The sequence below is a fragment of the Psychrobacter proteolyticus genome (assembly GCF_039762275.1).
Taxonomy (GTDB): domain Bacteria; phylum Pseudomonadota; class Gammaproteobacteria; order Pseudomonadales; family Moraxellaceae; genus Psychrobacter; species Psychrobacter proteolyticus_C.
This window is the reverse complement of record NZ_JBDLOB010000005.1, coordinates 66,476-91,852: the sequence shown is the minus strand read 5'-3', so window position 1 is coordinate 91,852 and position 25,377 is coordinate 66,476. Positions and strand designations below refer to the sequence as shown.

Here is a 25,377-nt window from a genome sequence, read left to right as displayed (position 1 = left end):
TATGCAATCAGTTACTTACAGCCTTTTATGAATCATTTATGTGACCAATAAGCTTAAAATGCGCTAGAGAATATATCTGTAAAACATAAGACATTTCTTATCGTTTTTATTCTATTCAATAGGCATAGTAAGCCCTGTATATCATACGCTTGACCTACTTGTGCTATATACTTTAACCAACAATTTAAGCAGACAGCTATGCTATCATAAGCGAAATAATACCTTACCTATAGATAGATAAAGTCAAGGTTATACCAACTCTCTTTACTCTTATTAATATGACTATTTATTATGACTAGTACCTCTTTAAATAATACCGTGCCTGCCTCTCAATCGACGCCTAGCTATGCTGATATTCAAAGTATTGTAGCCAATGACTTTGAGGTAATGGACAAGCAAGTGTTTGGCAGTTTGAACTCAAAAGTACAACTCGTCATGAGCGTCTCGCAACATGTGATCAATGCTGGTGGCAAGCGTATGCGTCCGCTGATTACCTTGCTCTGCGCACGTATGTTTGATGACAATCCATCAGAAAAGGCCATGCATCTAGCTGCTATCACTGAAATGCTACACACCGCTACCCTAGTTCATGACGATGTCATCGATGAGTCAGGGCAACGCCGTGGAAAGCCGACGGCAAATGCGACGTGGGACAATGCCACTGCAGTGTTAGTCGGTGATTATTTGATTGCCCGTGCGTTCAACCTATTGGTTGGTTTTCAAAGCCTACCATTGTTGCAAGTGTTCTCTGATGGGACTTGTGATATTGCCGAAGGTGAAGTATTGCAACTACAGCATCAGCATAACCCTGCCGCGACAGAGGAAGATTACTTACGCATTATCGATGGCAAAACTTCGCGCCTTTTCATGATGGCGACCCAAGGTGCTGCTATCTTGCAAGATAAGACAGAATATATGACGGCATTGGGCGATTTCGGACAGCATTTTGGTAATGCGTTCCAGATTATCGATGATGTGCTCGACTATAGTGGCGATAGTGAGGTGATGGGTAAAAACCTAGGCGACGACCTTGCTGAAGGCAAACCTACCCTACCGACTATCAAAGCACTCGAGCTACTCAAAGACAGCGACACTGAAGGCTATGAGCAGTTACGTATCGCCGTTCAGACAGGTAAGACACCAAACGCTGAGCAGCTGATTGAATTGGTACGTAGTTCTGGCTCATTGGCTTATTGTAAGCAGCGCGCGCTGGAAGAAACTAAACTGGCACAAGATGCACTGAGTACGCTACCAAACAACCGTTATCGTACAGGCTTATATCAATTGACTGAACTCGCTAGCGCCCGACTAGTATAATTAAAGCTGAGTCGTCTAGGTTATTAACTAATTAAGACGACTCTTTTTTTAATAGAATTTTTTAGCATGGCTTTTTAGCAAATTTCTTTAGCAATTGATAAATAAAAGCCCGCAAATTAAAAACTACCTTTTCAAAAACTAGCCTGTCAGCCAAATCGTTACCTTTCTTTAAGTTTCATACATCCTTGCAGTACTATAATCGTATAAGGCTTTTTGGACAGTCGGTCAAAGTTTGATGACGTTTGTTAGGGATATAGCGATAGTTATTTTTTATGACTGTAATTAGGGGTTGCTAAAATTGTCATTTTGTTGACAAAGTCGATTTTCTATCGTTTAAAAACCTTAATCACTATAGGGCTTTAGAATTATAACAAAAGTTTACAATATATTTTGATACTAGGTTGTGCATGGTTCTATTAGCTGTTAATAGAGACGACGCTTACTATGACGGTAATCTATTAATTCGTAAACTGTAATATTACCGCTTTTCGGTCCAGCTCATATTGCAAACTACTTGACTGTGGGGTTACCCCAATAGTTTATAATGACTCATTAAATTTATTAATCCATTCTGTGGTTTGCTTAAACAATGAATGCTAAAGAATCCTTTCGATACTTAATCCATATCGATGTCAGATTTTCTATTAGTCATATTTCGCTAACGGAATCATCTAAAATTGGAGTAAATAGTGCTAGCTTAGGCTATTTATGTTCTTTATTTAGCATTAGCAAGTTATTTAGTATTAGCAAGACCCTTATATTCAGTACTCCAAACTTATTGATCGATTTTTATACTGTCACTATTTATATATATTGCCGAGGACATTGATGAAGCACTCTTATCTTGCGCTTGTAATAGCATCTGTACTATCTGGAGCTGTACTGGTTGGCTGTGACAACAACGAGGACGCCGCTGGTGAGCAAGCCGCACAGCAGCAAATGCCGCCTGCGGTTGTCAACGTTCAGACAGTCACTCTCGATACCGTCCCTCAAGTACAAACTTTTTCTGGTCGTACTGCAGCTTATCAAACTGCCGACGTCCGCCCACAGGTCAACGGTGTGATTGACGAAGTACTATTCCGTGAAGGAAGCAACGTCAAAAAAGGTCAGCCACTGTATCGCATCAACACTGACAACTATGCCTCATCTGTAACGAGTGGCCAAGCTGCCGTACAGCAATCACAGGCTAACTATCAAACTGCTGTGGCAAACAATGCCAATGCAAAAGCTGAGTTGGTCAGTCGTCAAGCGTCATTAGCACAAGCGCAAAATGACTTACAACGTCTGCAAGGTCTGGTCAGTATTGATGCCATCTCAAAGCAGCAGTACGATCAAGCACAAACAGCCGTACGTACAGCACAAGCAGCAGTACAAAGCGCCGCCGCCGCTGTCGGTCAAACTCAAGCAGGTATTGAGAGTGCAAAAGCAGGCATTCAGACCGCAAAAGCAGGTTTGGAAGCCAGTACCTTAGATCTAAACCGTACAATCGTACGCGCACCGCTAACCGGTCGTACTGATCGCTCTAGCGTCACTGCTGGTACTCTGGTCAGTGCTGGTCAAGCAGATCCATTGGTGACTATTTCACGCTTAGACCCTATCTACGTTGATATCAGCCAGTCTTCTTCTGAATTGCTGAAGCTTCGTCAGCAGATAGCAGATGGTACTGCTCAGCCAGGTATGAACTCAGTTGAATTGGTACTAGAAGATGGTTCTGTCTATCCAGTACGCGGTAAGCTTGCACTGTCTGAAGCCAAAGTTGATGAGTCAACAGGCGCTGTCACCTTGCGTGCTATTTTTCCAAACAGCAATAACATCCTGCTACCAGGTATGTATGTCTCGGCACGTTTGACGCAGAGCGTTATTACCAACGCAGCTCTCGTCCCGCAAAGTGCGGTCACCCGTACGCCTAAGAGTGAGACGCAAGTCTATATCGTTGACGAAAATAATAAAATCCAAGTACGTCCGGTCACCATTAATGGTACTTATGATGGACAATGGGTCGTCACTGAAGGCTTGAAAGCGGGTGACAAAGTGGTTGTGATTGGCGGTGCTAAGGTCAAGCCTGACCAAGAGGTGGTCGCCAAACCACTAGAAAGTGCAAATCCAGCACCAGCTGCTGCAAAGAATGCGCCTAACACCAAAACGCCGCAGCAAGCCGCAAAAACGATGGATAAAAAGCCAGCTGGCGATGAGACTTCTACCAAAAAACCAACAGAAGCCGCTGCCAACTAATTCCATTCAAGACAGGAAGACTTAGGGATACACTATGTCACGTTTTTTTATTAATCGCCCTATTTTTGCATGGGTGCTGGCTGTTTTGGTCATGCTCATCGGGGTGATATCCGTTCTTAATCTACCGATTGAACAATATCCACGTATCGCACCACCAACGATTTCAGTCAGTGCAAGCTATCCTGGTGCCAATGCGCAAACCGTAGAAAACTCAGTAATTCAGGTTATTGAGCAGCGTATGAAAGGTCTAGATGGCCTGATGTATATGTCATCGTCGAGCTCGTCAAGTGGTAGTGCGTCTGTGACGCTAACCTTTGAAAACGGTACCGATTCTGATACTGCACAAGTACAGGTACAGAATAAACTACAAGCCGCGATGAGCGCCCTACCTGAATCAGTGCAGCGTCAAGGTGTCAACGTCAACAAATCATCCAGCAGTTTTATGATGGTACAGGCGTTTATCTCTGAAGACGGCAGTATGGATCGGGCCGATATTGGCGATTATATCAACTCTAACGTCCTCGATTCGATCAGTCGTGTCGAAGGTGTGGGTGAAGTTCAGGTCTTCGGTTCTACTTATGCCATGCGCGTTTGGCTTGATCCTGCACGCTTGCGTAGCTACAACATGACACCTTCAGATGTGGTAGGTGCTATACAAGCACAAAATGCTCAGGTATCTGCTGGTCAATTAGGTCAAGCACCTGCCGACACAGACCAACAGGTTATCAACGCTACTGTTACTGTTCAAAGCTATCTACAAACGCCTGAAGAATTTAAAAACATTCTACTAAAAACGGATACTTCTGGTGCGCAAGTACGTTTGGGCGATGTAGCAGATGTCGAAATCGGTAGTGAAAACTATAGTATTTTGTCTTTATATAATGGACAAGAAGCCGCTGGTCTAGGTATTTCGCTTGCGGGTGGTGCTAACGCGCTTGAAACTCGCGAAGCGGTTGCCACGCGTATGGCAGAGCTTGAGAAAAACTTCCCAACAGGTCTAGCATCAGTTGTTCCTTATGACACAACGCCATTCGTGAAGCTTTCTATCGAGCAAGTAGTACATACACTTATTGAGGCTATTGTCTTAGTATTTATCGTCATGTTCATTTTCTTACAGAACTGGCGCGCAACCATTATTCCAACGCTTGCAGTACCTGTGGTTCTATTAGGTACCTTTGCAGTGCTATACGTTGCTGGCTTTAGTATCAACGTGTTGACCATGTTTGCCATGGTATTGTCCATCGGTCTACTAGTCGATGATGCGATCGTCGTCGTAGAGAACGTCGAGCGAATACTAGAAGAAGATCCTCACATCTCTATCAAAGATGCAACTACCCAGTCGATGGGCGAAATCAGTAAAATTGTTATTGGTATTGCGCTTATCTTATCCGCAGTATTCGTACCGATGGCCTTCTTTGGTGGCTCAACAGGTGTGATTTATCGTCAGTTCTCTATCACACTGATTACCAGCATGGTGCTCTCTGCCATGGTCGCGCTTGTGTTCACCCCTGCCCTATGTGTGACCTTGCTAAAACGTGGCAAAAGTCATGAAAAAGGTAGTACCGAAAAGCAAAAAGGCTTCTTTGGTTGGTTCAACCGCGGCTTCTTTAAACTTAGCCGTTCGTACGAAAACTTTGTCGGCAAAAGTATTCGTTTTAAATGGTTATACATGATTGGCTACGCAGCCATCATTGGTATCATGGCGGTCGTATTCTTACGTATTCCAGGCTCGTTTTTACCAGAAGAAGATCAAGGCATTATGTTTACCTTGGTTCAGCTCCCAGCTGGCTCTACGTTAGATGAGACACAAGACGTATTGGATAAAGTTAGAAACTATTACGACACCCAAGAGACCGATAATATCGCTTCGGTCTTTACCATTGCAGGCTTTAGTTTTGCAGGTCAGGGTCAGAATATGGGTCTGGCGTTTGTGCGCTTATCAGACTGGGAGGAACGCTCGGGCGATGAAAACACCGCTCAAGCTGTCGCTGGTCGGGCGATGGGGTACTTCTTTACTCAGTTAAACGAAGCACAAGTATTTGCCATCGTCCCACCAGCGATTACCGAGCTTGGTAATGCCAGTGGTTTTGACTTAATGATTCAAGACAGTGGCAACCTCGGACATGATGGGCTACTTGAAGCTCGAAATATGCTCTTAGGCATGGCCGCACAGAACGATCAAGTAGCTGGCGTACGTCCTAACGGTCAAGAAGACTCGCCACAACTTAAAATAAATATCAATCAAGAACAAGCGGCGGCTTATGGCCTGTCACTAAGCAATATCAATAGCGTCATCTCAACAGCGTGGGGCTCAAGCTACGTTAATGACTTTATCGATCGTGGCCGTATCAAACGCGTCTATGTACAAGGTGAAGCCAGTAGCCGTACCAACCCTGATGATATTGGTAAATGGTATGTACGAAATGACATGAACGATATGATTTCGTTCGATGCATTCTCTAGTAGTGAGTGGCAGTCAGGCTCACCGCGTCTTACTCGTTACAACAGCCTACCGTCCATGAACATCCAAGGTAGCGCCGCACCAGGACTAAGTACTGGTGAAGCAATGAGCTCGATGGAAGCGATGATAGACAAGTTACCTGAAGGTATCAGTTACGAGTGGACAGGTATGTCATTGGAAGAGCAAAAATCAGGTGCCCAAGCGCCGATGCTTTATGCGCTTTCAATTCTAGTTGTCTTCTTATGTTTGGCGGCTTTGTATGAGAGCTGGTCGATTCCTTTCTCTGTGCTACTAGTGATTCCACTTGGCGTATTGGGTGCAGTGATATTTACCTGGCTACGTGGTTTTGCCAATGATATCTACTTGCAAGTTGGTCTACTGACTGTCGTTGGTCTATCCGCCAAAAACGCTATTTTGATTATCGAATTTGCAAAAGAACACCAAGAGGAAGGTTACAGTCTCAGAGAAGCCGTCATGACCGCAGCACGCCAGCGTTTGCGTCCGATTATCATGACCTCGCTTGCCTTTGGTCTGGGTGTTGTGCCATTATTCTTGGCGAATGGGCCAGGTTCAGGCAGTCAAAACGCTATTGGTACTAGTGTTGTTGGTGGGGTAATCACAGCAACCCTCTTAGGTATCTTCTTTATCCCAATGTTCTATATCTGGGTGCGTAGTGCGTTCCCGCATAAATATGAGAACAACACACCCAATGATAAAGATGGTGGCAATGGTACGCCTAACTCGCATAACCCAACACCTTCTGAGAGTTATCAGCCTGCAAGTCTTGGAGACAATACACAATGAGTGCTCAAAAAACATCTATCATCAACTCGTCATCGGTAGCTATGACAGCTATCGATGCGCAGCCAGCACTATCTCGTTTACGCAAAAACAGTGGCCGCCTGTTAGGGCTGACTGCATTGGCAATCAGCATGGCCGCTTGTAACACCATTCCAAAAGCGGATATGCGTCCTGTGCTAGCAGAGCCAAATATTCCTATGCAGCAATCTTACGGTGCATTTGACAAAGAGACTGTCAGTAGTGCTGACCAAGCAAGCATTGCCAGTCAACGCTGGCAGAATTTTTATAGCGATGAGCGCCTAAAAGGTCTGATTGCTCTCGGTCTTGAAAAAAACAAAGACTTTGAGAGTGCGCGCCTAGCTATTGAAAAAGCACGTGCACAGTATCAGATTACCGATATTAATGACTTGCCCGCTATCAATGGCAGTGCTGGTTATACTCGTTCAGCACAGAACCGTACTGATCGAAACCCTAATAGTAGCTACAGCGTCAATTTAGGTCTTGCCAATTATGAGCTCGACTTTTGGGGTAAAATCTCAAGCTTAAAAGATCAAGCATTGCAGAATTTCTTGGCGACCACAGCAGCCAAAGATGCGACCCAAATCAGCTTGATTAGTAATATTGCCCAAAGCTACGCCAACCTAAGCTATAGCTTAGCGCAGTTAAAACTGGCTGAAGCTACAGTCGAGAGTCGTGAGCGCTCGCTATTTATCGCGGATAAACGTTTTGAAGCAGGTATCGATCCTAAGCTACCTTCATTACAGTCTTCTGCCTCATTAGAGAATGCCAAGCTTGCGGTATTACGTGCACAGACCAGCGTTCTCCAATCACGCAATGCATTGCAATACTTGGTTGGTGGCGCTATTCCAAACGAGCTCATCCCAACACCTGCTGTCAGTAATATCACTAGCCAGCAGATATTCAATGCCGGTCTACCAAGTGAATTACTACGTTATCGTCCTGACGTGCTACAAGCAGAATACAACTTAAAAGCTGCTGGTGCGAATATCGAAGTGGCTCGTGCCTCTTACTTCCCATCTATTAGCTTGACCAGTAGTGTGGGTGTCAGTAGCGGCAGCCTAAATGACTTGTTTAAAAATGGTGCCGTTGGCTGGTCGTTTGGACCTAGCGTTAGCGTTCCTATCTTTGATGCAGGCCGTTTAGATGCCAACTATGATGTGGCTCAAATCGAACGTGAGCAAACGCTTGCTAGTTATGAGAGCTCTATTCAAACGGCATTCCGCGAAGTGTCAGATGTACTTGCCACGCGTGCAACACTTGGTGAGCAGTTAGAGGCGCAGTATCGTCTGCAAGATAATTTTGAGCAGACATATCAGATAGCAGATGCGCGCTTTAAAGCAGGTCTAGACAATTACTTAGACGTACTTGACGCGCAGCGTTCACTGTTCTCTACTCAGCAAGGTATTCTAGATTTAGAGCTACAGAAAATCGTTAGCCAGATCGAGCTGTACCAAGCGCTTGGTGGCGGTGCGAACCTTGATGTACCGACCGTCATCCCTGTACCACAGCACACCAACTTGGCGCAGATTGTCACTGGAACTGCTACTAGTGCAAAAACCAAAGCGACAAATGCCATTAAAGCAGCTGGTTCAGCGCGTGTGACTACCCCGCAAGAAGCTGTCGCCATTAAGCAGTCGCAAGCGGTAGAAACGACTACTTTTGAACCGACTGCTATTGTCGATGTGAATGATGATGGTAAAAAGGATGCCGCTGTCGGCGTGGTCACTGAAGAGACTCGCTTCAATAACAATAGTGTTGAGCAAGTTCCTGTGACCCAGATTGTTGAGCCTTAAGTGACCCAATCTTAATCTGATGACACAGCTCTATCATCATATTGACAGTCGATACGTACTATCAGCCCTACCGACTTAACGTGGTGGGGCTTTTTGCTTTTATTGACGTCTTTTGGTTATAGTAGGCTCACTTTATATAAGGTCGCTTTACATACAGCCACTTATACAGCACAGATTTTGATAAGCTAATTCTGTAAAATACCGCTTATAGCGATATTATTTTAACCATGTAACATGATAACTATTAGAACAATCATAAGGAATTATTATGAGCTATACCTTTAACCGTCAGTACCCTGCTACTCGCTTACGTCGTCTGCGCTACAATGACAGTGTACGTTCAATGATTCGTGAAGTAGAGCTGCATCCTAAGCACTTTATTGCCCCTGTCTTTGTATTAGAAGGCGAAAACCAGCGCGAAACCATTGCTAGTATGCCGGGCGTTGAACGCTTATCGATTGATTTACTAATCAACTATGCCAAAGAGCTATTAGCAGAAGGTGTCACAACCATCGACCTTTTCCCTGTGATCGATAACGCTTTGAAAACACCGGACGGTAGCGCCGCTTATGACGAAAACGCCTTGACTGCACGTACGATAAAAGCGGTCAAAGATGCTGTGCCAGAGATGGTCGTTATGACTGATGTAGCGCTAGACCCTTATACCTCACATGGTCAAGATGGTCTACTTGATGACAGCGGTTACGTCATCAATGATGCAACCATCGAAGTATTGGTCAAGCAAGCGCTGGTACATGCGCGTGCCGGTGCAGATATCATCTCTCCTAGTGACATGATGGACGGCCGTATCAAGGCCATGCGTGATGCGTTTGAAGCAGAAGGTTTTGTGAATACGGCTATCATGGCTTACTCAGCCAAATATGCTTCTGCTTACTACGGTCCATTTCGTGATGCCGTTGGCAGTGCTGGCAACCTAAAAGGTGGCCATAAGAAACAGTATCAGATGGACTTTGGTAATCGTGCTGAGGCGCTACATGAAGTGGCTATGGATATCAATGAAGGCGCGGATATGGTCATGATCAAACCAGGTCAGCCTTATCTTGATTTGATTCGTGAAGTCAAAGATACCTTTGGCGTACCAACCTTTGCGTATCAAGTCTCAGGCGAATATGCTATGCATATGGCAGCCATTCAGAACGGCTGGTTAAGTGATGCAGTGATTTTAGAGTCGCTGATTGGCTTCCGCCGTGCTGGTGCTGATGGCATCTTGACCTACTTCGCTCTAGAAGCGGCCCGCCAGCTAAACAATGCCTAATAGTAATTACATTACCTTTTATAATGTGAAAGCCCCAGCTATATATTAGTAGCTGGGGCTTTTTTATGCGGTTACTCTATTAAAATAAAACTATAGACGTGCACGGTCATGTGGTTCATTAAAATCAAGCACTGGGCCAGCAGGGACAATACGCGTGGGATTGATATTGGCATGACTGGTGTAATAATGCTGCTTGATATGATTCATATTTACCGTATCTGCAATGCCAGGTACCTGATATAAGTCACGCAGATAGCCCCAAAGGTTTGGATAGTCAACGATACGGCGCAGATTGCATTTAAAGTGCCCAACATAGACAGCATCAAAACGAACCAACGTCGTAAACAGTCGCCAATCGGCCTCAGTTATAGTGCTACCTGTTAGATAACGCTGATGCGCCAAGCGCGTCTCAAGTGTATCTAATGCCGCAAATAGCTCAATCACGGCCTCTTCGTAAGCCTCTTGTGTGGTAGAGAATCCTGTTTTGTACACGCCATTGTTGATAGTTGAATAGACAAAGGTATTGATATCATCAATTTCTTGTAATAACTCTGAAGGCACAAAATTACCTGCTAGTGCCCCAACCTCATCAAAGGCAGAGTTAAACATGCGGATAATTTCAGATGATTCATTACTCACGATTGTATTTGTTTTTTTATCCCACAAGATAGGTACGGTGACACGGCCGGTATAATCTGGTTTGGCCTTGGTATACAGCTCATAGGCATAGTCTGCATTGATAACTGGATCAGCAATGACACCTGCACCTTCTGCAAACGTCCAACCATACTCACCCATATATGGATGTACTACAGACAACGGAATGATGTCTTCTAAGCCTTTAAGCTTGCGGTAGATAAGGGTACGGTGTGCCCAAGGACAGGCTAGCGACACGTATAGATGATAGCGGTCAGGTTCGGCTTTAAAGCCCTCAATACCTGTAGGCCCTGCACTACCATCTACCGTTACCCAGTTTCTAAAACCAGCATCTTCACGCTGAAAGCGGCCGCCAGTCTCTTTTGTCTCATACCACTTGTCTTGCCACTGCCCATCTACCAAGAGACCCATGTTATTCTCCAACTGTTTTTAATATTTGTTTAACGCTTACTCAGCATGACTGACTTGAAGCCATTATTATCATGATGATTACATCAATTAGAAAGATATCATACCAGTTATAAGAGTTTAATCATTAGCATCACCAACTTATTAACAATAAAAACTAAACTGTTTAAATTTAATGTTTAGTAGATATACACAAAAATATATCCAGTTAACTAATATAAGCCTGAATAGCAGATATTATGACAATAAAAGAGGTTTATGCTAAAAAAGACTTGCAAAGTCTGGGAAACTTGCTAAAATGCTCAACCTAAATAGGCGTATAGCTCAGTTGGTTAGAGCGCTACCTTGACATGGTAGAGGTCGTTGGTTCGAATCCGATTACGCCTACCAGATTCGAAAAGCCCCAATCTTAAGATTGGGGCTTTTTTTTGTCCGTGAAATATGGGCTGTAGCGGAAAAGGAAACTATACGTCGATTCAAATTACCTCTTTTCTCACTTTCAGCAAACATCATCAAAAAACGTGTGTGCCCAAATTGTGCCTAAGTTGCGCCTGCTATCTATTTCGCCTTTCTTTCAGAGTAGCACTTTTGACCTCTACCCTAAACTATCTAAAGCAATCTCAAAATTGATTTACTTCTCTTTATCTAGCGACTCGTTAGGTACATAAGTAAATAAATCACCTACTTCAATATCTAGTGCCTCACAAATTTTATCCATAGTGTCAAAATCTATTCTTGAAGTCTGTTCGTTATAGATCTTGTGCACTGTCGACTTACTAATTCCTGTCATCCTTATTAGATCTGCCACCTTCATACGTCGTTCAGCTAGTAGCACTGGTAAATTACATAAAATCATTAATAATTCCTTAATAGACTAAAAAAGTACTTGCATCAACTAACAATAGCTAGTAAATTACTTCTATCGAACAACAAATTACTTTTATAAAACTATTTGTTATCTCGATAAAACAACCTAGTTATTTAATTGGCTTACAGGGAATTTATTATGTCACATACCTACCTAACTACCCAAGAGCTTTCTGAGCTCATCAAATATAACCCTCGTACTATCCGTAATGAGCTCAAAGATAGCGTGCTTATCGAAGGCATTCATTATATACGCCCATTCGGTGGTCGTAAAATTTTGTACATTTGGGAAGAGATTGAAAAAGATATGCGCACTGGCATTGCCGGTAGCGTCAATGCCATGGCACTACAATAAGGAGGAATAGGATGGCTAGTATTAGAACCCGTAGAGGGAGCAATATGCTATTTGTCGATTTTTATTACATGGGTATACGCTGTCGGGAGACGACAAACCTAACAGACACACCAGCAAATCGCAAGAAGCTTGAAAAAGTGATTGAGAAGATGGAAGCAGAAATCATCTTAGGACTGTTCAACTACGCTAAGTACTTTCCAAAAAGTGATAAAGCGGCACAGATGGTAGCGTTAAACGACCGCAAGGAATGCATTAGTACCGATACGCCTTCTTTTGAACAGTTTGCAGAATTATGGTTTGCTGAAAAAGAAATTGAATGGCGTGATACTTACAAGCGCAAAATAAAGGAGATTATTGATATGTACTTGATTGTTAAGTTTGGGACTAAGCCCATTCATCTCATAAAAAAGACAGATGTATTAGCCTTCCGTTCATCGCTCGCCAAAGTAACGTACGGAAAAGCTAACAAACATCTGTCAGCGGCACGCATCAATTCGATAATGGTACCTTTGGGTATGATACTAAAAGAAGCGGCTAAACGCTATAAATTTGATAATCCTTACTACGATATCAATGCGCTCAAGCAACCTAAAACGGATATCCAACCATTCACACTAAGTGAGGTTTGGACGTTTATTAATGGGGTGAGAGCAGACTATCGCAATTATTATCTGGTACGTTTTTTTACAGGTATGCGTACGAGTGAGATTGATGGGTTAACGTGGGAGAACATTGACTTTAATCGACGTGAGATTGTGATCAAACAAGCTTATGTTAAAGGCAAAATTGTTCCTCCTAAAACTCAAGAGTCTTATCGTGCAATTCAAATGTCACCTTGGGTCTACGATGCTCTGAAGGAACAGCAGACCATCACTTATAAGCGATCTGACTATGTGTTTTGCGCACATACGGGTGAGCCACTTGATTACAACAATGTGAATAAGCGTGTTTGGCACCCTACTCTTAAGATTTTAGGTCTGAAGAAGCGCAATGCTTATCAGACCCGTCATACCGCAGCAACGCTATGGTTGGCTGCTGGCGAAAGTCCTGAATGGATTGCCAGTCAAATGGGACACTCTACAACCAAGATGCTATTCAACACATATAGCCGTTACGTACCGAACATGACTAGGCAGGACGGTAGTGCGTTTGAAGCATTGGTCAATCGCAGTCAGATTGCTCAGGTATCTACCGATAAGGGGCCTCACAATGAAAATGATTGATTACGATAAACTGCATGCGACGTTTAAACCTAGTGGCTATGTCAGTAATGGCGCAGATAATATTGCTAACTACCTCATCTGTGAGCTCTGCATTCAGTCAGGTACTGGTTTGGCTAGGTTCCTAAGTATTGATAGTTGCTTTGATAATCATATGGCGCTGCGCATATGGGTTCAAATGCGCTTAGAGGCCAATCCTGACTATGTCGTTGATGATATGTGTAGTCAGCTACAGAGTAAGCTTTACGAGCTCCTACCTCAAACTGGCTATGGATACTAAGGAGGGTATTATGAGTATGAACTTCGTCTTTGATTCAGCTCTGGAGGATACAGCAAAGCGTCTGTGCTATAAGTATTGGTCCTATGCATCGCCCAGTGATTATATAGCGCATTTAGAACTGCTTTGTTATGACCACAACACGGAGACTGATGTTTTATTTGCTACACTTGCAAAATGTCAGGTTTATTTAGATGACGTACACTGTGAGTACTGTGGTCGTCCCTATCAATTAGATGTCCCAGCAGATGTACCTTATGCAAGGAGATTAAATTCTTGGTTTTGTGAGGGGTGTATTAGCTTTTCTGGTGGACAGCTTATTGTAGACAGATAGGTTTTTAGAAAAAATTTATTGCCAGACAACTTAGGTTGTCTGGTTTCTTATTGCTTTTTAAAACTTTAACGACATCTGTTGTCGCTAATGTCCTTTTAAATATTGTTTTGTCAACAAAGTTTCGTTAAAGTGAATTCATATTCAATTTTTTATCACTGTTAATAGACGGAACTATAATGGCGAAACCCAATAATGCCTATACCGACAATAGCTTTGTCTCTTCAGATCTCAAAACCATTTTGCACTCCAAACGTGCCAATATCTACTACCTGTCGCATTGCCGAGTCATGCAAAAGAACGGACGTGTGTTATATCTTACTGAAGATGACAAAGCTAACCTCTATTATAATATTCCTATCGCTAACACTACCTCCATTCTACTTGGTACAGGCACCTCCATTACTCAAGCGGCGATGCGCCTTCTATCACAAGCAGGCGTGTTAGTTGGCTTTTGCGGCGGTGGTGGTATGCCGTTATTTATGGGCACAGAGCGTGAGGTCTATGTTGAGTGGATGACTCCGCAAAGCGAGTATCGACCGACTGGATATATTCAAGGTTGGATGAGCTGGTGGTGGGATGATGATAAACGCCTTGCTGCAGCCAAGCAGTTGCAAATAGCTCGCGTTGCTTATCTGCAAGCGGTATGGAATAAAGACAGCGACCTTAAACGGTGGGGTTTTGACAGCAATATCGATGCGATACAGAAACTGCTCAATGATAATATTCAGCAAATCGATAAGCAGACAGAGGTTATGCATTTATTGCAATTGGAAGCCCGCCTGACCAAGCAACTGTATAAGCTAGCTGCCAAAAATACGGGTTATGATGGCTTTACCCGTGAGCACGATGGTATCGATAAAGCTAACGGCTTCTTAAATCATGGCAACTATCTGGCGTACGGTCTCGGTGCCACGACCTCATGGACGCTTGGCATTCCGCACGGTTTTGCGGTGATGCATGGTAAGACACGGCGCGGTGCCTTGGTGTTCGATATTGCCGATATTATCAAGGACGCACTGGTGCTACCCCTCGCCTTTATCTGCGCTAGCGAAAACATGAGCGAGCAAGAGTTTCGTCAAGAGTGCATTAATATGTTTACCAAGCACAAAGCGCTGGATTATCAGTTTGAGGTGGTTAAACAGTTGGCGATGACTAAGTGGAAAGTGTAGAAAATGATTGTTACCTTTGTCTCTCAATGTGAGAAGAAATCACTTAAGCGTACACGGCGTATCTTAGACTCCTTTGCTAACCGCATTGGTGATAACGTTTGGCAGACGGCTATTACTGAGGATGGGCTACAGACGGTTAAGCAGCTCTTGCGTAAGTCAGCGACCAAATCTACGGCGGTCAGCTGTCATCGTAATAAGACTCGTCAGCTGACGGAGTTGGTATGGATTGTGGGTAATAAGCGGCGGTTTAATGAGGTTGGTGTGGTTCCTGTGAACCGTACTAAGCGTAATATCTTACACAGTGAATGGGAGAATGATTGGACGTATGCCAGTAGTATCCAAATCATTGCTACCATTGCTGCGCTACTGCACGACATTGGCAAATCAACGGTTGGTTTTCAAAAGAAACTCCTTGTCGGTAGTAAACAAGGCGACTCTTATCGGCATGAATGGATATCATTAAAACTGTTTGAGCTGATGATTGGCGATTGCAGCACTGACGAAGCATGGCTTGACCATTTAATGAATTTAAATGAATGGTTAGAAAATAACAATATAGACAATCTACTATCTAATGCTAATAAAGATGTCGTCAATATAAAAGCTATGCCGCCCCTAGCACAGTGGGTTGCTTGGCTGATTGTCACTCATCACCGCTTGCCACCTATCAAAAAGGTTTTTTACCCTTACAAAGATATTCAACGTTTGCAATTACCTCAAAATACGTTAGAGATTAAAAGAGACTTAAATCAGTTTTATGGAAAAATTGAGCCTTTCGACTATTGGGTAAAAAACCCTAAGTCGTTAGAGGAGATGACCAAAGCACAATTAAAGGACTTTTGGCAATTTGAGCATTTAGTCATTAATAGTCCAGCTTGGCAAAAGAATATCAAGCGTTGGTCTAAAAAAGCCTTAAATGACGCGACCTTAATGCAATTAAGTCAACAAGCTTCTGAGGATAAGAAAGCCATCAGCGACCCGTTTTTATTACATTTATCACGTCTGTGTTTAATGGTAGGTGACCACAATTACTCTAGTCTCAAAGAAGACGACTCTCGCTGTATCACAGTCGATAGCAGCTTTAAAAATTTAGCCGCTAATACCGACCGAACCGCCAGCACGCCAACCGTTAAGCAATCTCTTGAGGAGCATCTATTAGGTGTCGGAGCTTTTACAGCACATTTTTGTCGTGCACTTCCTATCATTGCCAGTGAAATGCCAACACTACGTAATCATGATCCATTAGCTAAACCTACTGGGATTGAACGTTTTAAATGGCAGAATCAAGCTTTCAAGATGACTTATGGTTTGCAAGAAGCCACGCGCGAGCATGGGTTTTTTGGAGTTAATATGGCATCGACAGGCGCAGGTAAAACCATCGGTAATGCACGTATCATGTACGCTCTAGCTGACCCAAAAAAAGGAGCGCGCTTTACTATCGCTTTAGGACTGCGGATTCTAACCTTGCAAACCGGTTTAAGCTTTCGTAAAAACTTAAAATTGGCAGGTGACCAGTTAGCCATATTAGTCGGTGGTAGTGCCAATAAAAAATTGTTTGAGCTGGCATACGATAACAAGACTAATGATATTACTGACATTATCGGTGAATATAAAAAGGACGATGAGCCTGATAATGAGTCTGAAACTTTCGGTAGTGAGTCCAGCGAAGATTTGTTAGATGAAATCGTCGATAGCGACATTGACTATCAAGACTATGAGGCGCTGAATCTCGATACGGTCATCGCTAGCCCTAAAGCACGCGATTTAATATTTGCGCCTATCGTGACCTGCACCGTTGACCATATTATCCAAGCCTCTGAGTGCAAACGTGGTGGTAAATATATTGCCCCCATACTGCGACTGCTCAGTAGTGACTTAATACTCGATGAACCTGATGACTTTGATCAAGCTGACTTGCCTGCGCTGTCGCGTTTAGTGCATCTAGCAGGACTTTTTGGTACGCGAGTGCTGCTTTCATCTGCAACCTTGACCCCTGACTTGGTGACAGGACTGTTTGAAGCCTATATGGAGGGGCGAAAACTATTTAATCAAAGTCAGAATAAACCTACGCCAAAAGTAGTTTGCGCATGGTTCGATGAACAGCCCAAAGCGATGCTATCGGAACAATGCAGCGACGTTAATGGCTTTCAAAACAGTCATAAACAATTTTGTGAAAAACGTGCCAGCTATTTAGCCCAGCAACCTATCAGACGTAAGGCAGAAATACTGCCTTTTTCAGCTAACTATACAAAGGATAAAGCGTCGCAGTTTTATAGCACTTTGGCACAGACTTTGGTTGATGCTGCCATAGGCTTGCACTATAAGTATCATGAAGTGTCTGATAATAAGCTTCAAGCTGATAAAGATGTGCGGGTAAGCATTGGACTCATTCGCGTTGCCAATATTAACAACATTACCAGTATCGCTATGCAGTTATTTAAAGCAGACAGCATAACGGTGCCAGATGACACGGTTATACATGTAGCGTGCTATCACGCTAAGCAGCTTTTACTACTGCGCAATGCTTTGGAGAATAAGCTGGATAGAATTTTAGACCGTAGCGATAGTAAAGTTGGCATTTTTGATCATTCTGAGATTAAGCAAGCCATTGCTAATAACCCTAATAAAAATCATATCTTTATGGTACTGGCTACTCCTGTCGCAGAAGTCGGGCGCGACCATGATTATGACTGGGCAATCGTAGAACCTTCCTCTATGCGCTCTATCATCCAGCTGGCTGGGCGTGTCTGGCGACATCGTCCTGACAAGGTTGCTAATGAGCCAAATATCCTGCTGCTGCAATACAATATTCGCTACTTTAAGCACCCTAATGGCAAGCGCCCTATCTTTACCCATCCAGGGTTTGAGACCACGCTGTTTAAACCACCAAGCTACGATTTGAATGAGCTAATGACAGCAGAACAATTAGCACAAGTTGATGCCAGACCTAGAATTAAAGCAGCTCATGATAAAACAGTAGAAACGCTGAGCGACCTCGAACACCAAGTTATGCGGCATCTACTTAACAACCCTAAGCTTAACTATGTCAATGCTTACTGGGATAGCAAAGCCACAGCCAATCGTACGCATACTCATCTACAGCAAATCAGTCCTTTTCGAGCGGGCGCTCCGCAAGACGATTGGTTATTAATTCCGCGCATGGTCAATGATGATGAAGAAACTGATGTGCCAACGACAGGGTTTGATGCTTACTATGCAGAAGATGTATTTGAAAAAGGTTTAGTTAAATCTACCATTCATAATAAAACCATTCAGCCGCTAGACTTTAATTTTGAGCACGCGCAAATAAAGCCGTGGTTGAGTACTTCATTGAATGACGTCTTGCAGGATCTACAAGTGGCACAGCCTGATAAGAGCTTGCGTTCGTTAGCCATTACCTACTCCTCGGTATCTCTTGATAGCATCAAGGCTAATAACAGTCGAGGCTGGGCGTTTTATGAGTTTTTTGGCTTTGTGCGTGAGTGAGTTATTGGCATGAAAAAAGCACGGCGTTAACCGTGCTTCTTGATTGAGCCAATCCACCTATGCGGTGGTGAAATTTAATATTGTGTATGACATTTTCTAAGCCATTTAAGCAATGGTGTACTATAATAACAAATCAATAATATAAATTTAATATTATGTATGACATGGTTTATTATAATTTAAGCTTATGCTTTAATGCTTTAGTCAACTATTCAATACTGATGTTGGCTTTTACTTATAGGTTCATACGAGGTAATTGATTATGGCGAGAAAAACACATCATGTTGTGCCAAATTCGGAAGGTGGCTGGGATGTTAAAGGTGGTGGTAGCAAACGTGCCATTAAACATCATGAGCGCAAAACAGATGCAGTTGACCATGCGCGTGGAATCAGTCGCAATCAAGAGTCTGAATTAGTTATTCATAATAAAGATGGCAGAATCAGCAATGCTGATAGCCATGGTAATGATCCTTATCCCCCTAAAGATAAGCGATAAACTTATTTTCTGATACTGTAAGGCGTATAGGTATTTCATATCTATACGCCATCCTCAGAATATTACTAAACGTTATTTAGGATACAATCTATGACTGACATACCCCCAGAGCTAGCAAGCAATGCGGTCAACGCCTTTCTTGCTAGCCAATACGACAAAAAGACTGAAACCGAGCAAAAACAGCTCGCTAAAGCCATTGAAGATAAGGAGCATGAAAAGGCTTCAGAGTTAAAAGAAACCTTAGCAGATGCTAAAGATAAATATAGCGTCAATAATTGGATTGCTGACGCTGCAACGCGCATGGCAAAGCAATTAAATTTTGGTACGCATATCTCAAAAGGGGTACACCCTGACGCCAAGGGCGATAACGTTAGTTTTGAAGTCATAAATAATTTACCCAAAACCATCGTCGGTACGCACTCAATAGATAGTAGCTATATCGATGCCAATGGCAATGCCGCTGCCCTGCCCCTGGCCGCTTTTTTCGATTTTGAAATAAATGAGACAACTAAAATTCGTGACTTTATCTTAGCAGATAATACTGACTTTGTTGCTTCACTTAACAGTGACCAAACTCTTGCAAATACTTACCACCAAACCTTTAAAGAGGCTTTGCAAAATAACATTACTGAGCCAGTCACTCATGAGCGTAACAAACAGACCTTATGGGTCATTAACGCTTATGAAGAGACCGATATTGAGCAGCTTAATTATATTAATATCGTCCCGCTTTATCCTTCTGTACTTACCCATGAAGTTTACCAACGCATCAATCATCTTAAATTTTCTGATGACAATAAAGCCGCACGCGATAATCGCTTTAAGAAAACTGCCGAACAGCGTCCTTATGTGAGCTTGAATAATTTAGCAACCGTTCAGCTTGGTGGCACTAAGCCGCAAAACGTCAGCCTGCTCATGAGTAAACAAGGTGGCCGTAATTACCTCCTCCCCTCTCTGCCTCCCATCATTAAACAAGACCGCGCTTTTAAGTTGTCTAAATTTGCTAATAGTATCTTTAGCACTGGCATGGAATATAACGCCCGCGAAGCCATCCAAAATATTTTTAAGTCCATTAATGATACGCGCAATATTGTCGATGTCAGAGACGCGCGCAAACGAGCTATCGATGAAGTGTTATATCAGATATTTGCCGCAGCAGAAGATATACGCACTACCCTACATGCTGGCTGGTCAACAGACTATGAGCTTGACCACATTGAGAAGCTTTGGCTAGATCCCAAACGCGCCGACCTTGATGGTCAAGCTGAGTTCAAAGCAGAACGTGAAGAAGATGACGCTTGGCATAGTCAAATCGTTCACCGTTTTGCGCGTTGGCTCAATACCTTAATGCAAGCTGAATTTAAGCACATTGCTAGCGATTTTGGTGATGCTGAGCATTTGGAGTGGGAGCGTGAGATTGAGGATATGAAAAAACGCTACGAGCGCGCAGGCAAAGGAGTATTTTTATGAGTCGCATAGATGATGACAATATTATTGGTGTAGTTGGCTATTTGATGTTTAAAAAGGTCGTCATTGAAGGAGCGAATACTATCTCAAGTCCGCTGACTTATGGCTTCCCCGCTATCACTGGGTTTTTGGGTAGCTTTCATGCGATGTCACGAAAAATGGTAGATGATGAGCTGCTCTCTGATGTCTGTTTAGGCGGTGTACTGCTTGCCTGTCACGACTGCCAACCACAAATGTATCGTCCTAATAGTTATAACAACTACACTTTTAATCAAACACGCAATCCCATCAAAAAAGATGGCAAAACCGCCTCTATAATTGAAGAAGGCAAATGCCGATTGGTGATGACATTCGTAGTCGAGATATTAGGTACAGATACCTTAACTAATGAGCAGCAAGATTATGCCATCCAAAAAACCAAGCAGTGGCTACAGCAGCAGCGTATGGCTGGTGGTAGCGTAAGGGGCTTAGCAAGGTTTGAGCCCGTGCAATTCTTTGGTAAAGATGACGTCAGCTCTATTACTGCGCAATTACTGCCTGCTTTTGTGTTAATGGACGCGCAGGACGACTTTGCCGAGATTATCGATAAGGTGCAAGCAGGCAACCCAGACGCGACGCCACTAGACGCTTTGATAGATGTTTGTACACTACATCATATTCCTGAAACCCAAAAAAACGGCGATATAAAGTGGCTAACTACCTCACGTAAAAGCGGACACGGCTGGCTAGTGCCTATGCCGATAGGTTATCAAGGTATCTCTGATTTATATGACGCTGGCATGATGCAAAACGTGCGCAATCCTGAATATCCTAGTCAATATGTGGAAGCTATATATAGCCTTGGTAAGTGGGTTTATCCGCAGCGTCTAAATAGTGTCGGCGGTGATAATGATATTGCTAATGCGTTTTGGCGTTACCGTTATGATGCTGATGAATCACTTTATTTAGTCACTCAAAATCGAGAGTTTTAATTTTACTTTGTTCTAATCAATAACCCATTCAATTAACTTTTAATTTCTTACAATCATGGAGAGTAATATGTCAAAAACAGCCCTAAAAACTGCATCCGTCCTAGCCTTTGAGCGTAACCTTGATATCTCAGATGGTTTCTTTGCACAAACAGACAGCCAAACTGCTAACGCTAAAATTAGTCCTGTAACCATTAACGAAAAATCTGTCAGAGGTACGATTAGCAACCGTCAAAAAAGCGCCATTGCTAAAGACCCTGCCAAGCTCGATGCCGAGATTCAAAAAGCCAATCTACAAACGGTAGATTCAGCCTCATTAGATGAAACCAATGATACTCTGATTGTAACGTGGAGCTGTAAGGTGTTGCCGTTCACCGGTAAACCAAGCGTCTGTAACGACCAAGATTATCAACAGGCCTTAGTCTCAACGGTACAGGATTATTTGGATAACCAAGGCGTTAATGAGTTGGCTCGTCGCTACGCTAGTAATATTGCCAATGCCCGCTGGTTATGGCGCAATCGTGTAGGCGCTGAAAGCATTAAGGTTAATGTTAAATGTGATATTGATGGCACTGAACACGACTTCGAATTTGATGCAAAGTCCATTTCACTAAAAGACTTCAATACAGACGATAGCAAAATCAATGAATTGGCTAAGCTGATTGAAAAGGGCTTAAATGGCAACGCTTTTATCATTTTATACGTCAAAGCCGCTGCCATAATGGGTTACGGTCAAGAAGTTTATCCCTCGCAAGAACTGGTACTCGATACGGGCAAGAGCAAAAGTAAAATCTTGTATGAGATTAATGGCAAAGCAGGCATGCATTCTCAAAAAGTCAGCAATGCCATTCGCACTATCGATGACTGGTATCCTGAAGCCGAATTCCCTATTGCTATCGAACCTTATGGTGCAGTCACGACTTTGGGTACAGCGTTTCGTCAACCTAAAGATAAAATGGACTTCTACAGCCTGTTTGATAACTGGGTATTAAAAGGTGAATCGCCAGACGTAAACCAGCAGCATTATGTCATGGGCGTACTTATCCGTGGCGGCGTATTCGGTGCCAGCGGCAAGGAGTAACTTATGAGTCAGATGTCCCATTTTCAAGAAGTCACCCTCATCCCTGACCCTGAGATTGCCCCTTACTTCATCTGGAGCAAACTATTTACCCAATTTCATATTGCATTAGCAGAGATGAAAAATGAGCACGGCATCGACTCCGTCGGTGTCAGCTTTCCTGATTATCATTATGACGAAAAGGGTAGATCATCCAAGCTTGGTCTAAAACTTCGAGTCTTTGCTCCCAGTAAAGAGGATTTAAAGACTCTAGATCTCGATAAATGGCTAGAGCGATTGACGGACTATGTGCATGTGAAGCGCATCAATGAAGTTGGCGACAAAGCCAAAGGGCACGTTGTGATTAGACGCTACCGCTATAAAAACGTGCTTAAGCAAGCTGAAGCATTCGCTGAGCACAAAGGCATTACGCTGGAGGCGGCACTGATACACTGCGCCAAACACAAGCAGGATAACAAGCCCTATCCGTATATTAATTTAAGGAGCATCAGCAACAATCAACCCTACGCATTATCCATCATTCAAGAAATAGCAAATAACGAAACTCAAGGGTCGTTTAACAGCTATGGCATTAACAATGCGGCAAATAAGGTTACTGTGCCTCATTGGTAAGCTACTTATAAGGTAATGACGAATTACCCAAAAATTGGGACAAAAAACCCTTTTTTTGAGCTATTTAAAAACTTGTAATAAAATCAATCAGTTACGATAGGGTGAAAAATGGAGGGTAAAATAGGGTATTTTGACCTCCATGCCTTGTTGTAACTGAATTTTTTGAGGTATAATTCCTCTTCCTCACCGCATAGGTGACTTAGAAATGATGTATTTGCACGTATGGCAATGGTGGAGCCTTCCTCACCGCATAGGTGACTTAGAAAGTGTAGTTCCTGCTGACGTAGAACGTGAGATGCTTCCTCACCGCATAGGTGACTTAGAAATGCTAACGAGCAGGAAGCAGAGGTGGCTGATGCTTCCTCACCGCATAGGTGACTTAGAAATTGCTTACCACCTGTGAACAATGACACGGGGTCTTCCTCACCGCATAGGTGACTTAGAAAAAGGTCGAACGCCTTTCTCAACTGCTGAAGCTCTTCCTCACCGCATAGGTGACTTAGAAAATTAAGATGGGGCACACCTCAGCACCTAGTAGCTTCCTCACCGCATAGGTGACTTAGAAATAGACATTACGTCAAACGTTGGTATCGATAAACTTCCTCACCGCATAGGTGACTTAGAAAATGTAAACGCCGTTGTCGTAGTAACCTACTTCCTTCCTCACCGCATAGGTGACTTAGAAAAGGACTAGACGGCAACGACAAGGTGGACCGTACTTCCTCACCGCATAGGTGACTTAGAAACATAGCCCACATCGCATCCATGTGTTCTTGCTTCTTCCTCACCGCATAGGTGACTTAGAAAGCGCCCTCAATCTTTGGCTCGTAGTCTGTGACCTTCCTCACCGCATAGGTGACTTAGAAAACTGCCAAGCATCAAAGTAGCGTTCAGGCTTACTTCCTCACCGCATAGGTGACTTAGAAAAAACGTATCAAGATACTTTGCACACTCACTATCTTCCTCACCGCATAGGTGACTTAGAAATTACTCTTTGGATTTTACGAATGTAACCGTTTCTTCCTCACCGCATAGGTGACTTAGAAAACCAATGGAGGGTATGTGATGGCAGAAAATATCTTCCTCACCGCATAGGTGACTTAGAAAAAGAAATCGCCCAAAAGTATCTGAAGCACTGTCTTCCTCACCGCATAGGTGACTTAGAAAATCAATTGCTGATACCCAATAACCTGCTTTGTCTTCCTCACCGCATAGGTGACTTAGAAAACTACGTACGAATAACATCGGCATCAATTTAATCTTCCTCACCGCATAGGTGACTTAGAAAACTGACGGGTAATACAGCGACGTTGTAACCTGCTTCCTCACCGCATAGGTGACTTAGAAATCAAATCGTCTTGAGTCACTGTTGGAGTAAGTCTTCCTCACCGCATAGGTGACTTAGAAAAGCCTCAGGGCAAGCGGTGTCTCTTTTGGGGACTTCCTCACCGCATAGGTGACTTAGAAAAGCCTACCCACCAACTAATACAACTCAGGAATCTTCCTCACCGCATAGGTGACTTAGAAAACACACCAGTACAACCAGGCAGCGAAACGGACCTTCCTCACCGCATAGGTGACTTAGAAAATCGTAGAGCAGTCAGGCTTGCCAATAGCGCCCTTCCTCACCGCATAGGTGACTTAGAAATTCTAGAATGGTTAATGTTTCTATCAGTGGTTCTTCCTCACCGCATAGGTGACTTAGAAATACGAAGGTATGCAAGACGAGGTTAAGGCTATCTTCCTCACCGCATAGGTGACTTAGAAAGTGACCTATTACAAGCAAATCAAGTAGAGCACATTCATCACTGTATCATCAATTTATCAAATTTGTCTCTACGATCGCTTCAATATAGTACCGTCTTATTTTTCAGAGTAAACCACTGAAACTATCTAATGACTACTAAGGTTTAGTAGTTGATATTTGTTTATATCTCTGTTAGATTTTAACTCGATACATAATGTATCGTTTTATATATAACTGTATTTAAACAATGGCAAACCTTTCAGTGTTTGCACATCACATTGTCATAGCAGTTGTATTAATCGTATTTCATTCATGCTAAGGATAGCAATTATGAA

At 43.1% G+C, this 25,377-nt stretch carries 18 protein-coding genes, 1 tRNA gene and 1 CRISPR repeat array; of the genes, 17 read left to right on the top strand and 2 right to left on the bottom strand.

Translation table 11 applies throughout. From position 1 onward, the window contains the following. Nucleotides 1-291: 291 nt before the first annotated feature. The 5 genes from ABFV72_RS09275 (at nt 292) to hemB (ending at nt 9,901) form a co-directional block, all read left to right on the top strand. Nucleotides 292-1,317, top strand: coding sequence for a polyprenyl synthetase family protein (locus tag ABFV72_RS09275; protein WP_347163351.1), 1,026 nt, complete (start codon nt 292-294; stop codon nt 1,315-1,317). A gap of 828 nt (nt 1,318-2,145) precedes the next feature. Next, a complete protein-coding gene (locus ABFV72_RS09270; protein ID WP_347163350.1) occupies nt 2,146-3,549 on the top strand; it encodes an efflux RND transporter periplasmic adaptor subunit in 1,404 nt (467 codons plus the stop codon). Nucleotides 3,550-3,583: 34 nt separating this feature from the next. Then, the gene (locus ABFV72_RS09265; RefSeq protein WP_347163349.1) at nt 3,584-6,814 is read left to right on the top strand and encodes an efflux RND transporter permease subunit; all 3,231 of its coding nucleotides are present in this window, start codon (nt 3,584-3,586) and stop codon (nt 6,812-6,814) included. Then, a complete protein-coding gene (locus tag ABFV72_RS09260) occupies nt 6,811-8,625 on the top strand; it encodes an efflux transporter outer membrane subunit (RefSeq protein ID WP_347163348.1) in 1,815 nt (604 codons plus the stop codon). Before ABFV72_RS09265 ends, ABFV72_RS09260 begins: the two co-directional genes overlap by 4 nt. A gap of 268 nt (nt 8,626-8,893) precedes the next feature. Next, nucleotides 8,894-9,901, top strand: a complete 1,008-nt coding sequence (hemB, locus tag ABFV72_RS09255; protein ID WP_347163347.1) for a porphobilinogen synthase — start codon at nt 8,894-8,896, stop codon at nt 9,899-9,901. A 90-nt stretch (nt 9,902-9,991) separates the two neighbouring features. Here the strand turns inward: hemB and ABFV72_RS09250 are convergent, their stop codons facing one another. After that, a complete protein-coding gene (locus ABFV72_RS09250; protein ID WP_347163345.1) occupies nt 9,992-10,969 on the bottom strand; it encodes a glutathione S-transferase family protein in 978 nt (325 codons plus the stop codon). A 310-nt stretch (nt 10,970-11,279) separates the two neighbouring features. Here ABFV72_RS09250 and ABFV72_RS09245 point away from each other — a divergent pair. Then, a tRNA-Val gene (locus tag ABFV72_RS09245) sits at nt 11,280-11,356 on the top strand. Nucleotides 11,357-11,597: 241 nt separating this feature from the next. On the opposite strand, the gene ABFV72_RS09240 is transcribed toward ABFV72_RS09245, so the two are convergent. After that, nucleotides 11,598-11,822 carry a helix-turn-helix domain-containing protein gene (locus tag ABFV72_RS09240; RefSeq protein WP_095570171.1) on the bottom strand — a complete coding sequence of 75 codons (225 nt, stop codon included), beginning with the start codon at nt 11,820-11,822 and terminating at the stop codon, nt 11,598-11,600. Between the two features lie 150 nt (nt 11,823-11,972). Here ABFV72_RS09240 and ABFV72_RS09235 point away from each other — a divergent pair, with 150 nt between their 5' ends. The 11 genes from ABFV72_RS09235 to cas6f all read left to right on the top strand — a co-directional run bounded on the left by ABFV72_RS09235 (nt 11,973) and on the right by cas6f (nt 23,295). Next, entirely contained in the window at nt 11,973-12,188 is a 216-nt protein-coding gene (locus tag ABFV72_RS09235) for a hypothetical protein (protein ID WP_075107543.1), read from the top strand. A gap of 11 nt (nt 12,189-12,199) precedes the next feature. Continuing rightward, a complete protein-coding gene (locus ABFV72_RS09230; protein ID WP_102090996.1) occupies nt 12,200-13,411 on the top strand; it encodes an Arm DNA-binding domain-containing protein in 1,212 nt (403 codons plus the stop codon). Then, entirely contained in the window at nt 13,398-13,688 is a 291-nt protein-coding gene (locus tag ABFV72_RS09225; RefSeq protein WP_095570169.1) for a hypothetical protein, read from the top strand. Before ABFV72_RS09230 ends, ABFV72_RS09225 begins: the two co-directional genes overlap by 14 nt. A 10-nt stretch (nt 13,689-13,698) precedes the next feature. Then, nucleotides 13,699-14,019, top strand: coding sequence for a hypothetical protein (locus ABFV72_RS09220; protein WP_347163343.1), 321 nt, complete (start codon nt 13,699-13,701; stop codon nt 14,017-14,019). A 176-nt stretch (nt 14,020-14,195) separates the two neighbouring features. Next, nucleotides 14,196-15,188, top strand: a complete 993-nt coding sequence (gene cas1f / locus ABFV72_RS09215; protein ID WP_095570167.1) for a type I-F CRISPR-associated endonuclease Cas1f — start codon at nt 14,196-14,198, stop codon at nt 15,186-15,188. Between the two features lie 3 nt (nt 15,189-15,191). After that, nucleotides 15,192-18,674 carry a type I-F CRISPR-associated helicase Cas3f gene (gene cas3f / locus ABFV72_RS09210; RefSeq protein ID WP_347163341.1) on the top strand — a complete coding sequence of 1,161 codons (3,483 nt, stop codon included), beginning with the start codon at nt 15,192-15,194 and terminating at the stop codon, nt 18,672-18,674. Between the two features lie 262 nt (nt 18,675-18,936). Beyond that, entirely contained in the window at nt 18,937-19,170 is a 234-nt protein-coding gene (locus ABFV72_RS09205; protein WP_192524384.1) for a DUF2188 domain-containing protein, read from the top strand. 90 nt (nt 19,171-19,260) lie between these two features. Next, on the top strand, nt 19,261-20,640 hold the full coding sequence (csy1, locus tag ABFV72_RS09200; RefSeq protein ID WP_347163340.1) for a type I-F CRISPR-associated protein Csy1: 1,380 nt from the start codon (nt 19,261-19,263) through the stop codon (nt 20,638-20,640). Then, a complete protein-coding gene (gene csy2, locus ABFV72_RS09195; protein WP_347163339.1) occupies nt 20,637-21,608 on the top strand; it encodes a type I-F CRISPR-associated protein Csy2 in 972 nt (323 codons plus the stop codon). Before csy1 ends, csy2 begins: the two co-directional genes overlap by 4 nt. 67 nt (nt 21,609-21,675) lie before the next feature. Then, nucleotides 21,676-22,686 (top strand): type I-F CRISPR-associated protein Csy3, encoded by a 1,011-nt coding sequence (gene csy3, locus ABFV72_RS09190; protein ID WP_347163337.1) that lies wholly within the window; start codon nt 21,676-21,678, stop codon nt 22,684-22,686. 3 nt (nt 22,687-22,689) lie between these two features. After that, complete coding sequence (cas6f, locus tag ABFV72_RS09185) at nt 22,690-23,295, top strand: type I-F CRISPR-associated endoribonuclease Cas6/Csy4 (RefSeq protein WP_347163336.1); 606 nt, start codon at nt 22,690-22,692, stop codon at nt 23,293-23,295. 178 nt (nt 23,296-23,473) lie between these two features. Further along, a CRISPR array of direct repeats spans nt 23,474-25,063; the repeat unit is 28 nt; unit sequence CTTCCTCACCGCATAGGTGACTTAGAAA. Between the last annotated feature and the right edge of the window lie 314 nt (nt 25,064-25,377).

Excerpts from the sequence above, each read along its gene's own strand:
- ABFV72_RS09275 (WP_347163351.1), top strand. The coding sequence starts at position 292 with ATGACTAGTACCTCTTTAAATAATACCGTGCCTGCCTCTCAATCGACG.
- ABFV72_RS09270 (WP_347163350.1), top strand. The coding sequence starts at position 2,146 with ATGAAGCACTCTTATCTTGCGCTTGTAATAGCATCTGTACTATCTGGA.
- ABFV72_RS09265 (WP_347163349.1), top strand. The coding sequence starts at position 3,584 with ATGTCACGTTTTTTTATTAATCGCCCTATTTTTGCATGGGTGCTGGCT.
- ABFV72_RS09260 (WP_347163348.1), top strand. The coding sequence starts at position 6,811 with ATGAGTGCTCAAAAAACATCTATCATCAACTCGTCATCGGTAGCTATG.
- hemB (WP_347163347.1), top strand. The coding sequence starts at position 8,894 with ATGAGCTATACCTTTAACCGTCAGTACCCTGCTACTCGCTTACGTCGT.
- ABFV72_RS09250 (WP_347163345.1), bottom strand. The coding sequence starts at position 10,969 with ATGGGTCTCTTGGTAGATGGGCAGTGGCAAGACAAGTGGTATGAGACA.
- ABFV72_RS09240 (WP_095570171.1), bottom strand. The coding sequence starts at position 11,822 with ATGATTTTATGTAATTTACCAGTGCTACTAGCTGAACGACGTATGAAG.
- ABFV72_RS09235 (WP_075107543.1), top strand. The coding sequence starts at position 11,973 with ATGTCACATACCTACCTAACTACCCAAGAGCTTTCTGAGCTCATCAAA.
- ABFV72_RS09230 (WP_102090996.1), top strand. The coding sequence starts at position 12,200 with ATGGCTAGTATTAGAACCCGTAGAGGGAGCAATATGCTATTTGTCGAT.
- ABFV72_RS09225 (WP_095570169.1), top strand. The coding sequence starts at position 13,398 with ATGAAAATGATTGATTACGATAAACTGCATGCGACGTTTAAACCTAGT.
- ABFV72_RS09220 (WP_347163343.1), top strand. The coding sequence starts at position 13,699 with ATGAGTATGAACTTCGTCTTTGATTCAGCTCTGGAGGATACAGCAAAG.
- cas1f (WP_095570167.1), top strand. The coding sequence starts at position 14,196 with ATGGCGAAACCCAATAATGCCTATACCGACAATAGCTTTGTCTCTTCA.
- cas3f (WP_347163341.1), top strand. The coding sequence starts at position 15,192 with ATGATTGTTACCTTTGTCTCTCAATGTGAGAAGAAATCACTTAAGCGT.
- ABFV72_RS09205 (WP_192524384.1), top strand. The coding sequence starts at position 18,937 with ATGGCGAGAAAAACACATCATGTTGTGCCAAATTCGGAAGGTGGCTGG.
- csy1 (WP_347163340.1), top strand. The coding sequence starts at position 19,261 with ATGACTGACATACCCCCAGAGCTAGCAAGCAATGCGGTCAACGCCTTT.
- csy2 (WP_347163339.1), top strand. The coding sequence starts at position 20,637 with ATGAGTCGCATAGATGATGACAATATTATTGGTGTAGTTGGCTATTTG.
- csy3 (WP_347163337.1), top strand. The coding sequence starts at position 21,676 with ATGTCAAAAACAGCCCTAAAAACTGCATCCGTCCTAGCCTTTGAGCGT.
- cas6f (WP_347163336.1), top strand. The coding sequence starts at position 22,690 with ATGAGTCAGATGTCCCATTTTCAAGAAGTCACCCTCATCCCTGACCCT.